The 15,308-nt window shown below is 62.0% G+C and carries 13 protein-coding genes and 1 CRISPR repeat array; of the genes, 10 read left to right on the forward strand and 3 right to left on the reverse strand.

Features of this window, described 5'->3' with window-relative positions; genetic code table 11:
• The first annotated feature begins 213 nt into the window (after nt 1-213).
• The gene (locus A39O_RS0113505; protein ID WP_020505193.1) at nt 214-1,032 is read left to right on the forward strand and encodes a PD-(D/E)XK nuclease family protein; all 819 of its coding nucleotides are present in this window, start codon (nt 214-216) and stop codon (nt 1,030-1,032) included.
• Nucleotides 1,033-1,238: 206 nt separating this feature from the next.
• On the opposite strand, the gene A39O_RS0113510 is transcribed toward A39O_RS0113505, so the two are convergent.
• Nucleotides 1,239-1,958, reverse strand: a complete 720-nt coding sequence (locus tag A39O_RS0113510; protein WP_020505194.1) for a pirin family protein — start codon at nt 1,956-1,958, stop codon at nt 1,239-1,241.
• Nucleotides 1,959-2,043: 85 nt separating this feature from the next.
• On the reverse strand, nt 2,044-2,451 hold the full coding sequence (locus tag A39O_RS40785; RefSeq protein ID WP_157640066.1) for a hypothetical protein: 408 nt from the start codon (nt 2,449-2,451) through the stop codon (nt 2,044-2,046).
• On the opposite strand from A39O_RS40785, the gene A39O_RS0113515 reads away from it, so the two are divergent.
• A complete protein-coding gene (locus A39O_RS0113515; protein WP_020505195.1) occupies nt 2,450-3,193 on the forward strand; it encodes a PD-(D/E)XK nuclease family protein in 744 nt (247 codons plus the stop codon). The genes A39O_RS40785 and A39O_RS0113515 overlap by 2 nt on opposite strands.
• Before the next feature lie 75 nt (nt 3,194-3,268).
• Here the strand turns inward: A39O_RS0113515 and A39O_RS0113520 are convergent, their stop codons facing one another.
• Nucleotides 3,269-4,084, reverse strand: coding sequence for a WYL domain-containing protein (locus A39O_RS0113520; RefSeq protein ID WP_020505196.1), 816 nt, complete (start codon nt 4,082-4,084; stop codon nt 3,269-3,271).
• 72 nt (nt 4,085-4,156) lie between these two features.
• Between A39O_RS0113520 and A39O_RS0113525 the strand changes: the two genes are divergently transcribed.
• From A39O_RS0113525 to cas2, 8 genes are read left to right on the forward strand one after another with little or no spacing between them, the layout of a single operon-like run.
• Nucleotides 4,157-4,885: a CRISPR-associated endoribonuclease Cas6 gene (locus A39O_RS0113525; RefSeq protein WP_026199389.1), complete on the forward strand. Its 729-nt coding sequence runs from the start codon at nt 4,157-4,159 to the stop codon at nt 4,883-4,885.
• Nucleotides 4,882-7,707: a hypothetical protein gene (locus A39O_RS0113530; RefSeq protein WP_026199390.1), complete on the forward strand. Its 2,826-nt coding sequence runs from the start codon at nt 4,882-4,884 to the stop codon at nt 7,705-7,707. Before A39O_RS0113525 ends, A39O_RS0113530 begins: the two co-directional genes overlap by 4 nt.
• A gap of 13 nt (nt 7,708-7,720) precedes the next feature.
• On the forward strand, nt 7,721-8,704 hold the full coding sequence (locus A39O_RS0113535) for a CRISPR-associated protein Csc2 (protein WP_020505200.1): 984 nt from the start codon (nt 7,721-7,723) through the stop codon (nt 8,702-8,704).
• The gene (locus tag A39O_RS0113540) at nt 8,701-9,330 is read left to right on the forward strand and encodes a hypothetical protein (RefSeq protein ID WP_020505201.1); all 630 of its coding nucleotides are present in this window, start codon (nt 8,701-8,703) and stop codon (nt 9,328-9,330) included. Before A39O_RS0113535 ends, A39O_RS0113540 begins: the two co-directional genes overlap by 4 nt.
• The gene (locus A39O_RS0113545; protein ID WP_083924670.1) at nt 9,321-11,306 is read left to right on the forward strand and encodes a DEAD/DEAH box helicase; all 1,986 of its coding nucleotides are present in this window, start codon (nt 9,321-9,323) and stop codon (nt 11,304-11,306) included. The genes A39O_RS0113540 and A39O_RS0113545 overlap by 10 nt, the downstream gene beginning before the upstream one ends.
• Complete coding sequence (locus A39O_RS0113550) at nt 11,263-11,811, forward strand: CRISPR-associated protein Cas4 (protein ID WP_020505203.1); 549 nt, start codon at nt 11,263-11,265, stop codon at nt 11,809-11,811. Before A39O_RS0113545 ends, A39O_RS0113550 begins: the two co-directional genes overlap by 44 nt.
• Nucleotides 11,811-12,779 (forward strand): CRISPR-associated endonuclease Cas1, encoded by a 969-nt coding sequence (gene cas1 / locus A39O_RS0113555; protein ID WP_020505204.1) that lies wholly within the window; start codon nt 11,811-11,813, stop codon nt 12,777-12,779. Before A39O_RS0113550 ends, cas1 begins: the two co-directional genes overlap by 1 nt.
• 2 nt (nt 12,780-12,781) lie before the next feature.
• Nucleotides 12,782-13,084, forward strand: coding sequence for a CRISPR-associated endonuclease Cas2 (gene cas2, locus A39O_RS0113560; protein ID WP_020505205.1), 303 nt, complete (start codon nt 12,782-12,784; stop codon nt 13,082-13,084).
• A gap of 125 nt (nt 13,085-13,209) precedes the next feature.
• A CRISPR array of direct repeats spans nt 13,210-15,028; the repeat unit is 28 nt; unit sequence GTTCCGAATCCCCATGAGGGGTTATGAG.
• The last annotated feature ends 280 nt before the right edge of the window (nt 15,029-15,308 follow it).

The following is a 15,308-nucleotide window of genomic DNA, read 5'->3' on the forward strand; positions in this document are numbered from 1 at the left end:
TGGAATCCTTAAGGCGCCCCGTACCGACGTGCTGAGGAGAAGTCGATGATCTCCCTCCCGTTGGCCCGGCGTTCCCGAATGATCCGGACGGCCCTCGTCCGGCTAGCGTCGCGAGTGCTTTTTTCCTCCGCGGCACCGGCCAATTGAGAAAGGGTTTATGATTCTGGGCAAGCGGGCACCCGTCGCCCGTAACCCTCCCGCGCGAGGCCATTCATGGACATCACAGTCGAGACCATCAAACGCGAACTCCCGCGCCTGCTGCGGGAAGACCCGGAGCTGCGCCACTACCTCCTGGAGATCGCCCGCGGACACTTCGCCGACCGGGTGCAGACCGATGACCGCTTCGACCGCGTCCTCGACGAGCTGCGCCGCGACCGCGAGGAGCAGGCCCGCAAGTGGGATGAGCAAACCCAACTGTGGCGCGAGCAGAACCGCAAGTGGGACGAGCAGAACCGCGAGCAGAGGCTCAACTGGGACGAGCAGAACCGCAAGTGGGAGGAGCAAAACCGCAAGTGGGACGAGCAAAACCGCGAGCAGAAGCTCAACCGGGACGAGCAGAACCGAAAGTGGGAAGAGTCCCGCCGGGAGTTCGATCGGGTTCACGAGGAAATCATGGCCCAGGCGAAGAAGCACGACCGCTCCATCGGCGCCCTTGGCGCCCGCTGGGGCCTGCAATCCGAGGCCGCCTTCCGCAATGCCCTGGCCGGCATTCTGGAGACGAGCTTCGGCGTCAGCGTGCGCAACGTCTGTGAATTCGACGACGCCGGCGAGGTCTTCGGGCGGCCGGATCAGGTGGAGATCGACATCATTGTCAAGAATGGCATGCTGTTGCTCATGGAGCTGAAGTCATCCATCGACAAGAGCGGCATGTACATCTTCGAGCGCAAGGCCCGNTTCTACGAGCGCCATCACAACCGCAAGGCCGACCGGCTCATCGTCATCTCGCCGATGATCGACCCCCGGGCAATCCCCGTAGCGCAGGCGCTGGGCATCGAGACCTACGGCGATTCCTTGGACGTGCCGGTCGAGTGAGCCCGATCCGCCGTCGCACCGCTGGGCGGCGCGGCTTAAGGCGATTTCCGGGAAAGATTCTACCAACAGGTAGGGGTGACATGTAGGTGCGACTTCAGTCGCACCGATTCGTACTCAGGTGCGACTAAAGTCGCACCTACACTGACCGGTATCCAAATTGTCGGAAATCACCTAAGACCCGAATGCGCAAGCAAACTGGGGTCCGCTCAGTGATAGTGCAGCTCATGCGCACGCAGGTCGAACAACAGCACTTCGGCGTTGTCGCCCTCGCCAAACTCCAGTTCCCGCACATTGCGCAGGCGTGCGCCGTCACCCTCCGCCAGACGCTCGCCGTTCACGGTGAGCGCACCGCGCGCGACCTGCACATAGGCATAGCGGTCGGCAGGCAACGCAAAGTGTTGTTGTTCCGCGCCATTGAAGCATCCGGCGTAGACACGCGCATCCTGATACACCGACAGAGCGCCGTCGGCACCGTCGGGCGCGATGATCAGGCGCAGGCGGCCCCGTTTATCGGCCTCGGCGATGTGCTGCTGCTGGTAGCGCGGTGTGACGCCTTCACGATCCGGGACGATCCAAATCTGCAGGAAATGCACCGGCTCCTCGCCTGAAGCGTTGAACTCGCTGTGTCGGATGCCGGTGCCGGCACTCATCACCTGAACGTCGCCGGGGCGGATGATCGAGCCGTTCCCCATCGAGTCCTTATGCTCCAGCGCGCCTTCGAGCACGTAGGAGATGATCTCCATGTCGCAGTGACCGTGGGTGTCGAAGCCGCGGCCCGGACGCACGCGATCGTCGTTGATCACCAGCAAGTCCGAAAAGCCGGATTGCTCCGGGTCGTAGTAACTGCCGAACGAAAAGGTGTGCCGGGAATGCAGCCACCCATGATCGGCAAGACCGCGATCGGCCGAGTGTCTCAGTTCCAACATGGTGATCTCCTGAATATCTTTGAAGAGGAGCCGGTGTCGCGGGCGGCACCGGACCCGGTGAAGTCAGGCTCAGCCCCTCACCGCCTCAAGCGAGACGGTGATGCTGACCTAGTCGCCGACATAAGGTGTTCATGGACGATTTCCTGTTGAGGTTGGGGAGATGGGACTTTGACTGCCGCGGTCGTTTACGCGCGGCAGGTATCGGCCATGGGTCCATTTTAGTCGATAGAAACAGTCGGAAATAGAGCGCAACGGCGAATGATCTGTTGCCGGAATTGCAACAATGCGGTGACAACCAAGGCCGGTTGACCTGTCCGATGACCCCTGATTTCCCGGCAAGGGTCCAGACGATCTCCACCGCCTCCGGCCGGCGGAGCGCCGCAAGTCCAGCGCGCGCGGTCTCCTTGTCGTAGAACGGCTTCACCAGAAAGAGTTTATGATTCGACACAAGCGGGCAGCCGTCGCCCGCGATCCTGCGCGCGAGGCCGTTCATGGACATCACCGTCGAGACCATCAAACGCGAACTACCGCGCCTGCTGCGGGAAGACCCGGAGCTGCGCCGCTACGTCCTGGAGATTGCCCGCGGACACTTCGCCGACCGGGTGCAGACCGATGACCGCTTCGACCGCGTCCTCGACGAGCTGCGCCGCGACCGCGAGGAGCAGGCACGCAAGTGGGACGAGCAAAACCGCAAGTGGGATGAGCAGAGCCGCGAGCAGAGGCTCAACTGGGACGAGCAAAACCGCAAGTGGGACGAGCAGAACCGCAAGTGGGAGGAGTCCCGCCGGGAGTTCGATCGGGTTCACGAGGAGATCATGGCGCAGGCGAAGAAGCACGACCGCTCTATCGGCGCCCTGGGCGCCCGCTGGGGCCTGCAATCCGAGGCCGCCTTCCGCAATGCCCTGGCCGGCATCCTCGAGACCAGCTTCGGCGTCAGCGTGCGCAACGTCTGTGAATGCGACGACGCCGGCGAGGTCTTCGGGCGGCCGGATCAGGTGGAGATCGACATCATCGTCAAGAATGGCATGCTGTTGCTCATGGAACTGAAGTCATCCATCGACAAGGGCGGCATGTACATCTTCGAGCGCAAGGCCCGCTTCTACGAACGCCATCACAACCGCAAGGCCGACCGGCTGATCGTCATCTCGCCGATGATCGACCCCCGGGCAGCCCCCGTGGCGCAGGCGCTGGGCATCGAGACCTACGGCGATTCCCTGGACGTGCCGGTGGAGTGAGCCCGGCCCGCCGTCGCATCGCTGGGCGGCGCGGCTTAGGACCTCAAAGCGCTGCTGTTCCGCGCCATTGAAGCCTCAGGCGGCCCCTGGGTTCTCGGCAACGATCCAGAGCGGTACCCCAAACCGCCAGTCCAGACGGCAAAGACGCCGTTGGATGTACATGGTCAGTGCCTTACGGACGCCACGGACCAATAAACGCTCTGCCCCTTGAGGAAGATAGTCGAGCCGCACCGCCGCCTGGGCGCTCTCCGGCAGGTCGGGGTTGACGAAGAAGCTCAGGTCTTCGCGCTGGTGCCAGTCGGTATCGCCGTCGCCGGACACCCAGGGATCGTCCGCATGCTGCGCGGCGATGATCCGCGGCAGCACCAAATCGAACCAATTGAGCAAGTCGTGACAGTACGCACGCACGTGATAACGCCCATCAGCAAACACGAGGTGATGCGGCGAGATGCGGCGGACCCGAGTCGCGGACTTCGACCAGTATTCGATCTCCACCACCTCCTGTCGGCGGAGCGCCGCAAGCACAGCGCGCGCTGCCTCCTTATCGTAGAAGGGCTTCACCAGATCATCGACATCGGTGAACGGCAAGTCCACCCAGGTCGGATCATCGAGATACAGGGCGGTATGAGCAGCGGCCCGTTGATACTCCAAGAAGCGACCAACGTCGTCGCGAACATAGTTGGCCCTGAAGTCCTCGGTGCGAACCTGTCGGCGGCATCGCCGATCGTATGCCATCTGTCGCGGATGCTTGCGGCAGTAGCTGGCGATGGTCAACTGGGCGTTCTGGCGTGCGATCCCGAAGGCCGCCGCCAGCTCGGAGGCGGTGAAGCCGCCGCCCCACAACAGCCTGGTCTCGATGAAGGCGAATCGCCTCATCATGTCATGATTCATGTCATGTTAAAAAATTATAGGTGAGCAATAGCTGCTAGACTACCCCAATCGTCAACGAAGAGGGACGGCGCAATGTTCAGGGTTCGGTTAGGTCTCCCGAAGGGCCGCCATGCGGTTTATCGTCATCTTGATCTTGTCCACGACGCGCTGGTCAATGCACTGACCGCCGCAGGAGCTGCTTCGGACCAAGTCGTCGGCCACGGGGCTCTGCCTTGGAACTTCGCGGCCCTCGGTCATCACCGGAAGCACGAGGGCGTGGTTCACAGTCTGGTTGTCTCGACCCCAAGCACAACCCTCGCCCAAGTGCTGGGGCGGATCGATCCCGCCACCCTGCGCTATGCCCGAGCGGCAACCGGCGAGCTGGTCGACTTCGCAGACGCCGAACTGATCCCGGAGCCGCCGCCCCTGCTCACGGAGCAGGCAGTCCTGGGCGTGCTCACCCTCTCACCCATCGCCATCAGCGACCCCAGCAAGCCAGGCAAGCGTTGGCACACGCGTCTCGATGCCTGCGATCTGTCGGCCGCCGTCAACGCGCGTCTGAGTCGGCTCGCCGGGCGGCGTGTCACGCTCAACATCCAGCCTGACAGCCTCTATCTGCGCGCCAATCCGCGACACTCCGTCCTCGTCAGTACCAAGAGCGATAAAGCTGGCCGATCCGCCTTCGTCATCGGGATGGAGGCGCCCCTGGTGCTGGCCGGCAGTCGTGAAGACGTGCTGTTCGCCTGGTATGCGGGCATCGGCGAGAAAACCCGCAATGGATTCGGCTGTATCGGTCTTGCCGAGGCGGGGGTTGGCCGATGAGTACGCCGATCGTGCACGCCATGGCCTTGGCGGCAGAGGTTTACGGGGCGTTCTTGACCGAAGTCGTCGAGGTTGGTGTCCTGCGACACCGCACCGGGCCAGTCCTCGACCAGAAGAAGCAGCGGGACCTGGATGCCGGCCGCGCGATCGACAGCCGGCCGATGCACCTGATGACCCTCAGCGGCAAGGGCGGCTGGCACCCAGACCCGGTACAGCGCGCGCGCCGCGCCGACAGCGCCAACATCACCCTGCTCGATCACCTGCTGTCGGTGGTGCGCGGCGCACTGACCTTTGCCGCCATTGATGTGCTGGCAACCAATCCCGAGGCCAATCGCGACCTGCTGGCCGCGGACCTGCGCGTACTCGCGGCCATCGCCTTCATGCACGACCTGGACAAAGACCTGGAACTGAACCGCGATACCGTCCTGTCGCTGGAGTCGGTTTCCGAGCGCTGGACCGCCTATGGGCTTGACCGCTTCGTCGGTGAACGCGGCGCCCTGGCACCCGATCAGGTCCGTTCACTCATCGAGCAGGCCGAGGCTACCCAGTCCCATCGCAGCCCGCCCGCCGAAGATCCGCCGCGACGGATCGTCAATCTGATCGGCTATGTGGCCCTGGCCGACAAGCTCGACGGGTTGTGGTTGAAAGAAGGTATCGATGCGGTCCTCGCGCGCCTGCGTGCAGACCGCCAACTACGCACCGATCTGTTTCGCGACTGGGCGGTCATCGACCTGTTCGATCCCCATCACCCGTTTCTGGTCGATGAGCTGCAGCGCGCCATCTCGGCCTGCTGCCGTCCCATTCCACCCCTGCTTGAGATTCACCATGATGGTCGCTTGATCTCGCTCGTACCGGCCGATCGCGCCCCGAAGATTCTTGACGCTGCGATCAAGCGGGTAAGCGGGTTTCTCAGCCGCGAGCTGTTTGGATTGCGCATCAATGTATCGAATCGTGGCATACCGGAGTTACTGGACGCCCAACCGGACCACGAAGAACTGATGCTGTTCATGGCCCACAACCTGCCCGCCTCCGAATTGGCTAATCTGTTCCGCGTGAAGAAGGATCTCGCCGATCGGGCAATCACCCGTGAAATGGATACTTTGCTCCAAGGCATTGGTCTTGCCCCCAATTGGCCGAAATCCCCCGGACAGACCATCACGCCCTACCCGAGCCCGGCGACGCTGTCGGAGAATGCACAGGCACACCTGCGCCACGCGGCCCATCTCGCCCTATTAGTCAATCACAAACAGGTCAGAGACCTGCCTGACTATGCAGAACGCGAGCGGACCATCATGAGCAGCATCGACGCAGCGCGCCCCGCTTGGATTGCCGCGATGCCCGACGACGCCTCCCGGCGCACCATCACCTGCCTCTGGGCTACCCGGTTGGCCGTGGACGACCCTGATCTCTATGAGCGCATCTGGGGCGGCGACGGCATTCTGGCCCGCTGGCTGGAAGGGCCTGAGAACGGACGCGGTCTGCGCGACACGGTACAAGGCAAGGGCGGCGACATCATGAGTGCCGTGATTCATCACCTTCGAGAGCGACTGAACGCCAAGGCGATGACCGGCAACCGCAGTACGGACAAGCATTGCCTGTTTACCGACTCGCCGGTGCCGAAGGATGCGACCTTCAAAGAGTCTGACGGGCTTTATGAAATCAAGAAGTCGGCCTTCTCCGGCCGCGACGGTCGCCTGGAGAGCATCGAGTCGGACCTTGGCGAGACCCACATCTCGCCAGTCTCTTACGCCGAGCACCGGCTGCGCGCCCAGGTTCATCAGGCGGTCGGCGGCAGGACGGACGGTATTCCGACCCTGCTCTCCTCGCCCTGCGCAACCGGCCTGTTCGGCGGGCTGGCACTGAATAACGATCAGGACTTCCGGACGTTATCGGTCTACGACCTCGCGCGCGAGCAAGTGGCCAAGGGACAGGTCTATCGCGGGCTGGATGTCTATCGCCACCGTTATCGTGTCGCGCGTTTCGAGCGGATGCCCGAGCGGCTTGAGGATCAAGCAGTCCTGCTGCGCCTGCTGTTGCGAGCCAGCCTGCGCATCGGCCGCCCCCTGCACCTGTTCCGCGGACTGCCGGTCGCCGAGAAGGCGTTTTTCTTCTTCGATGCCATGCCGGGACGCCTCGCTGATGTGATCGGCGGAAATCGACTCCGCCTGGAGCAGATTCCCAGCGCGGTGGATCGGCTGGACACCGCCCTGCTGATCCTGGAGACCAACGGACTCGGTTTGGATGTTTTCGACCGCTATGCCCGGCCGGAAACGCGTCTGGGCGCTGTCTGTCTGACGTGGGCGCACCTACACGACGCGGCACGCGATGGCAAGCCGGACCGCAGCAAACGGTTCCGGCAGGAATTCGAGCAACTGCTGACGGAGAATACGATGAGCGATACCGAAGGCCCACTGGTCGCACTCGGCCGGGCGGCCGCCCGCATCCAACGACGCCCCTTCCATGGTGCATCGGCCAATGAAGAGATGTTGAGCTTCAACTGCGGCCTGGAGGCTGCAATCCAGGCGTGGCGGCTAGGTCAGCGCGATCGGGAATCGCTGGCGATGGCCATCGCCGGAGAGCTGGATACCAATCTGGCGCGCAAAGACAAGGGCGCTGCCCGCACCCATCGCGACGGGCAGTCCTTCCAGGACGGCTGCCTCGACTTCGCGCGCCAGTTCGTAAACGACGTCTGGCTGGGCGTGCTCAACGGCCGTCCTCCGTCCCAGGCCAACCGCCGCATCCTCGCGAGCATTTACCGCATGTCCTTCTTGACCGCGCCGCGCGCCAAAAGCGACGACGTGGACCAGCAGCCCAACGACTAATCGGAGCCGACCCATGGAACGCCTCAACGACTATCTGCCGCAATTGTCCGCACTGATGGAACAAAGCCAGGGAAAAGATGCCGCGTACATGCACCCCAAGCGCAAGAACCTCGGCAGTGTCTCCCTGGTCCTGCTGCGCGAAGCCATCGCGCCGGTCGTCTTTCGCAACGCCGAGCAGGAGATCACCGATATCGAGTTCAATAACGAAACCTATGTCCGCGCCGTCCCGAACAAATTCAAATACCCGGAGCGGGGGCGCGCCTTGCAGATCCTGCGCGCGATGCAGGCGGGCGGGCGCTACCCACAGAACCGCACCGCCATCCCCAAGGGCAGCCGGCCGTCGGAGTCGTTCGACCTGAACACCCTGGTCTTCGGTGACTCCGCCAATCGGGACAACAAGGTCCTGCCGGTACGGGCCGCCGTCAACTATTCCGACGGTCTCAGTCTCAAGCCGAAGTACTTCTGTGTCGAGGAGAGCTTCCACAACCGCGGCATGGAGGACGGCACCCTCTGGGATGCGGAGGCGAAGAAAAATACCGACAATCTGTTCAGCCGCCATTTCGTGCGGCCCGGAACACTGCTGGTCCAGGTCCTGTCCACCCGCGGCAAGCTGCTGCCGCTGATCGGACTTAAGCACCTGTTGTTGTCGGTCGGACTCGCGGGGAGCTACGGCGGTCAGACCTCGGTCACCGGCATCAATCTGCGGACCCACTTCGTTGGTCTTTACGCCGATTGGTTCGAGCGTGCCGAGACCTCCCCCTACGAGCTGATCAAACACATCCCGGCCGATGCCAACCAGGACATTACCGCTGCATCCGCGGCCTTGCATGATCTGCTGGAGCCATTGCACCGAACCGCGATTCCCGGCAGCGATGTCCAAACCTGGGTCACCGGGCTGATCGCGGACTTCAACCAACTTGGCGGTCCCTTGGAGGCCGAATACCGCGCGGCCGCGACGGCCGTCGGCCAACTGTTTGATGGCTGGTTCGGGCAATGAAATCCTGGATCGGGCTGCGTGCCGAAACCTTGACCCCCTTTGCCTACCATTCGCTGGCGGTCCAGGGGGGAACGGCCACCTTACCCGAGTTGATCGGCGATAATGCGCTGATCTTCGGGCTGGCGACCGCGCTGGGCCATGCCCGGGCCAGCGTCGCCTTGCCCAGCAAAGACTATCGGCGCGATCTGCTGGCAATGCCCTGGCGTGCATCGGTACTCACCGCCGACGATCCCCGACTCTTACCGCCTCTATCCAGGCGGCTGAATCTGGAGGAGGAAGGCGGCTTCCCGAAGAAACTCCAGGACGTGGTCGCGAAAGGCAACATGAAGCAGTTCTGGACCATCCAAGAAGTGCCGCCTGGCCAGGTGTTTCGCGGCGCGATCTTCGGTCCGGACCCCTTCGCCGAGACCGGCCGGGAGACCCTCGTCATCCGTATCGGGCTGCACCGCAACGGGATGGTCAGACTGCAACGAGCGGCGGACCCGGCGCCGGTGCGGTTGAACGCCGCCACCGCGGCCCTGTTCGGACGCGACTTGCCGGTGGATCGCTTTCTGCTGTACGGCCTGCAACTCACACCGAAAATGTCGCCGGCAGAAGCTGCCGAGGAGGTTGCGCAATGGAAGTGACGATCGCCAGGCATTGCGTTCCACAGGACGCCGATGGGTTGTCGCCATTGCAGCGGGCGTTGCTTGAGCACCCCAGCCGGGTCCGCATCGCCTCGGCCCCCACTGGTGCCGGTAAGAGCTATGCGTTTCAGGTGGCCATGCGCCGACACGGCCGGCGGATTCTGTTCATCGTACCCACCCGGCGGCTGACCCAGAACCTGGCCACCAGTCTCATCAAGGACCTGACCCAGGACGCCGGTTGGAGCGAGGCGCGGGCACGTGACAGCGTGGCCATCTGGAGCAGCGAACAGACCGCCGCGCTCAAGGCCGCGGGCGAGATCAGCGTCAGCGGTGTGCGCGTGCGCCAAATGCAGGCGTTGAAGCTCGGGAGCACGGACGGCGAGATGATCTTCTCCGTACCCGAGGTGGTCAGCGCCCTCTTGGTGAGACGCCGCTTGGAGGCAGGGCACGCCGACGAGGGTGTCTTCGACCTCCTCGACCACTTCGATCACATCGTCTTCGATGAATTCCACAGCATCGAGTCGCGTGGGTTCGGGCTGGCCGCACTCTTGGCCCGGCTGGCCACGGCGCCATTGGAGCATCGCTCCGGCTTCGGAAGTGCCCGGATCAGCTTCCTCTCCGCAACCCCGTTGGACCTGCGGCCGACGCTGCTGGAGGTTGGCGTTCCCGAGGAACGGATGATCGTGCTGCAGGAAACCTTGGCCCCGGAGGGACGGGCACTCCATGGCGATGTCCGGTTGTCCCTGGTCGAGACACCCAACCTCTACGACATGATCCTCGACAATCTACCGCGGATCGGCACCGAATTGGCGGCCGGGCGGCAGGTCGTCGTCATCTACAACGCGCTGGTTACCCTGGAAAGGGACCTGCCCGCCCTGGCCCGGGTGCTGCCCGAGCACGGCATCCAACCCGACCGGGTACTGGTCATCAACAGCGTACGCGACAGCGTCGCCGAATGTCTGCATCGCGGCGGTTTTTCCTTCGGGCGTCGGCGTGATCCGCTAGCCTATGACCTGATCCTCGCCACCGCCAGTGTCGAGATGGGCGTGACCTTCCGCAACGCCGATTTCATGCTCATGGAACCCGGCTTCGAGGCCATGAATTTCCTGCAACGTTACGGCCGTGCCGCCCGCCGTGGCGCGAACGGCCAAGTCATCGTCCGGCTGGATACAGACCAAGAGAACCGTGACTCCTGGTTGCGTGAACTGACCGATTGGGTGCGACAGCATGACGGCGAACACGCAAGAATCGACGCACTGACCGAGGTTTTGAGTCGCTCGGTGCGCGCCCAGTTGGCCGAAACATCGGGCGGCCCGCTGGCCGTCGGCACCTTCGGGCGTCTCTCCAGCCGCGCCATCTGGTGCAGCGGCCTGTATTGGTCTGTGCTGTTGGCGCATCCCAGCAACCGCGGTCATCGCGGCCGACACCTGTTGGAGCATCAACCGACCAGTGCGCGAGCCCTGTATCGACTGGAACAGGATGTGCGTGCATTGGCCAGCGAACAGGGGTTGGCCGAGCCCGTGGAGCAGTGGCTCAAGCTATTTCGCGCTCAGGCCTTCGACCTGCGCGGTATCGAGCCCAAAGTGCGGGTCGTCAGCGACACCGGCGAATCGTTCGACTACCCACGGGTCTGGCTGCAACGAGAGACCACGGTCTTTGAGCGGTTCACTCAAGTGGGCGACGAAGTCCACATCCGCGGCAGCGTGGACGACTATTGGCGTGACCAGCGGGATGCACAAGCCAAACGTGCCTGGGTTTGTCACTTTCCGCATACCGGTGAGGTCACCACCCTGGCCCATGACGCCGGCCTGGTCGAGCAATGGTGCCGACGCCTGGAAACGATCGACCCTTATGGTGTCGATTGGGACGCCTACCCGCAGGCACTCGCTGCCGCCAAGAAGCTCATCCGTCTGACTGGCCTGGTACCCGGACATGACCCAGACATTCCACTGGAATCGATCCACGGCATTCTCTGAGCGCGTCGACCGGCTGGAACTGCACGGCCTGCACTTCCAGCATATCAACCTCTGTCGGCGGCGCGCCTGGATGTACCTGCACCGAATCAATTTCGCGCAATGGAACAGCCGGGTCGCGAGCGGTATCGCTCATCAGGTAACTCACCATAAACGTGACCGCTCTGTCGTTGGACTCTTCGGGCTCGCGCCGGATCGACTCGATTGGGAACAGGCGATCGTCTTCGAACACAAGGGCACCGGAGGCGCCGCCGGGGCGGTGGATCGGCAGGTCGGTTTTTATGCCGTGATGCTCTCCATCGCCACCCAACGCGAATGGCGCGGACAGGTGCAGGTGTTGACCAGCCGGCGCGGGCGGGAGGTGTTGTTGGATGGCCCACTGCTGACTGGGCTCTGGGAAGACAGTATTGCATTGGAAGAACTCATCGCCACCCCACAAGTGCCGGCAGCCCCGCGCATCGGACTCTGTGCGAGTTGCTCTTTCGCCTCATTTTGCGGACACGATTAATGGAAACCCTGTTCGTTACCCGAAATGCCGTTCTCAAACAGCGAGAGAACACCCTTTCCATTCAAATCGACGGTATCACCCGCTCGTTGCCGGTGGAATCAGTCGAACACCTCGTGCTGCTAGGCGAGAGCCGACTCAATACGCGCCTCCTGACCCTGTGCGGCAAGCATGGGGTACGCGTCTCGGTCTTCGATTACTACGGAAATTGGAAAGGCAGCTTCGAGCCCATCGACCGCAATCCGGCCGGGGTGGTCAAGCTCAAGCAGGCGGCATTATTGCTTAACGAGGACAAGCGACTCGCGGTTGCCCGGGAGATCGTGCGTGGTGCCGCACATAACATGCTCTCGAATCTGAGATATTATCGCTACCGCGGCGCGGTCGCGTTGACCGAGATCATCGTCGCTATGGAACGGCTGACCGACAAGCTCGGAAAAACCACGAGCACAGAATCCCTGATGGGAATTGAAGGCAACCTGCATGAGTGGTACTACAGCGGCTGGAAGCACATTGATGCAGATCTGGACTTCACCCCGCGCGTCAAGCGCCCACCGAACAATCCGGTCAACTGCCTCATCTCTTTTCTGAATCAGTTGACCTACACGGTGGCCCGTCACGAGGCGAGTAAGACGCACCTTGAGGAGACGTTCAGCGTATTGCATAGCCCAGGTCAGGGACGGGCGTCGCTGAGCCTGGATCTGGCCGAACCGTTCAAGCCGGTCCTGACCGATATGCTCATCTTCCGCATGGTCCGCCGTCGCATGCTGTCCGACAATGCGTTCAACATTCGGGACGGTGTCTGTCTACTCACTGAAGCAGGGCGCCGCCTTGTAGCCGAGCAGTTTTCGCAACGCCTTGAAGAACAGTATGCCGAGCGCACCCTGCGTGAGTGGGTCTACCGCGAGGCGCTTGGGCTTGAGCGCCACGTCATGGAGGTGGCCGAGTACGAATCCTTCAAGCGTCGCGCCTGATCATGTTCATGCTGATGACTTACGACGTGGAAGCCAAACGGACCCTCATCTTCCGCAAGATCTTACGTCGCTATCTCAACCATGAGCAGTATTCCGTGTTCACGGGAGACATCACTGAGGCTGTCGCCATCCGCTTGCGCCGCGAACTCAGCGAGGTCATGATCCCCGGCGACCGCCTCACTGAAATCACGGCGGCCAACCGCAAGAATGTCCAGATCACTCACTTGGTCAAGTCAGACTCGGGCAAGGGCGAGGTTGCAAGGCAGCCAGACACACGCCATCAGACAGACTTTTCTGTCCTTTGACGACTTACGTCGACCTTCGCTGAAGTCACCGGCAGCCAGCTCAGACGATGGCTTTGCTGGTCCGGAGGGGCGTCAAGCACCACCGGAGCAAGGGCGGAGATGGGCATTTGCTCTACACTACGAGGGTTCCGAATCCCCATGAGGGGTTATGAGTTGCTGCTCGCCAGTTCCCACACGGGGGCATCGGGGAGTTCCGAATCCCCATGAGGGGTTATGAGATCAGCGTCAAGCGCGCCCCCGCTGGTTGGGAGAAGTTCCGAATCCCCATGAGGGGTTATGAGCGTTGGCGCCCCGCCGCCCTAGTGTCCTACGTGTGGGTTCCGAATCCCCATGAGGGGTTATGAGCTGACATGGGCAGACGGCAGCCCCGCGCGCCCCAAGTTCCGAATCCCCATGAGGGGTTATGAGGCCGCCCATTTGCCCGACGTTGAAGCGCAGCCCGCGTTCCGAATCCCCATGAGGGGTTATGAGTGGAGCAGGTCGTTCAGGGCCTGCGGTTCCTGCGCAGTTCCGAATCCCCATGAGGGGTTATGAGGGCGCTGTTTTCGGCGCCGGAGCAACCGCAACCGGGTTCCGAATCCCCATGAGGGGTTATGAGTTTGTCGCGGAGGCCGTGGATAAGATGCGGCAGAAGGTTCCGAATCCCCATGAGGGGTTATGAGGGGTTCACGCAGATTTCCGCGAACTCCGGATCATCCGTTCCGAATCCCCATGAGGGGTTATGAGGCGACCTGTTGACGCAGATGTTTCCGGGCCAGGCCAGTTCCGAATCCCCATGAGGGGTTATGAGGCGCGTGGCGGTTCCGCCCGTGGTAAACGCGGAGAAGTTCCGAATCCCCATGAGGGGTTATGAGGCGGCAGATAGTCCGCCTCGGCCGTCGCGTCCGGCGGTTCCGAATCCCCATGAGGGGTTATGAGAGCGCCCGGCATCGTGATGACATTCTGAGGATGCAAGTTCCGAATCCCCATGAGGGGTTATGAGTTATCGGGAGATACAGGCGGATGCAATAGAGCAAAAGGTTCCGAATCCCCATGAGGGGTTATGAGTTGTTGGTTTATGTCGATGATGTGCAACTGCGGGGTTCCGAATCCCCATGAGGGGTTATGAGATCGGCGGGGCGGTGTGGGTGCGCGGGGGCGTGGTGGTTCCGAATCCCCATGAGGGGTTATGAGGATGTAGGCATCCCAGGGGGCGATCGTCACGCTCGAGTTCCGAATCCCCATGAGGGGTTATGAGCTGGCCATTCGCCGCGCCTACAGCAACGGCGGCGCCGTTCCGAATCCCCATGAGGGGTTATGAGACGCGGTCGCGGAACGGCAGTGCGGCCACCAGGCGCGTGTTCCGAATCCCCATGAGGGGTTATGAGGGTACTACTGGGTCCCGGCCTGGCTGATGCAGACCGGTTCCGAATCCCCATGAGGGGTTATGAGCTGGCCTATCCTCCGCCCGGCGGCGGCGCGACCAGGTTCCGAATCCCCATGAGGGGTTATGAGCCCACCCCCTGGACCCCCGTCACCGAGCGCCTGCCCGTTCCGAATCCCCATGAGGGGTTATGAGACGATCCCGGCATACAACAGCGCCACCAACCGCCGCGTTCCGAATCCCCATGAGGGGTTATGAGGAAGATGGCGTTTATTGGGCGGTAGTGTCATGAGTTGTTCCGAATCCCCATGAGGGGTTATGAGGCTGAGATCGCGCGCGCTACTGCCGATAAGGATTCGGGTTCCGAATCCCCATGAGGGGTTATGAGCTTGCACGACGCTCCACATGAGGTACGCGCTGAGGGGTTCCGAATCCCCATGAGGGGTTATGAGGTCATCTCATCCGTAGCAGTGAAGTCAATCGAGTTCGGTTCCGAATCCCCATGAGGGGTTATGAGGCCGTAACGGGAGTCGTGCCTGCACTGTCTTGATACGTTCCGAATCCCCATGAGGGGTTATGAGTTCGACTCATGAGGCCAAGTGTGTGAGCCTTTATTAATTTAGAATGATAGACGATAATGAAATACCGCACAGCACATAATTATCTTTTTGGACTGATATGCTCATTTTTTCCGTCATCGAGTTAATGGACGAACAGAAATGCTATGATTTCTTGGTTAATATACTTCATCCGACTGGTCTAGGGTGCCCTGTTTGTCAATGCCCAGTTGAAGATTCGAAAATTCACAGAAGAGATCGCGCGCCAGTTCTATACTACAAATGTGCTAACGGACATATTTAT

The sequence above is a fragment of the Lamprocystis purpurea DSM 4197 genome, assembly GCF_000379525.1.
GTDB classification, from domain to species: Bacteria; Pseudomonadota; Gammaproteobacteria; order Chromatiales; family Chromatiaceae; genus Thiodictyon; species Thiodictyon purpureum.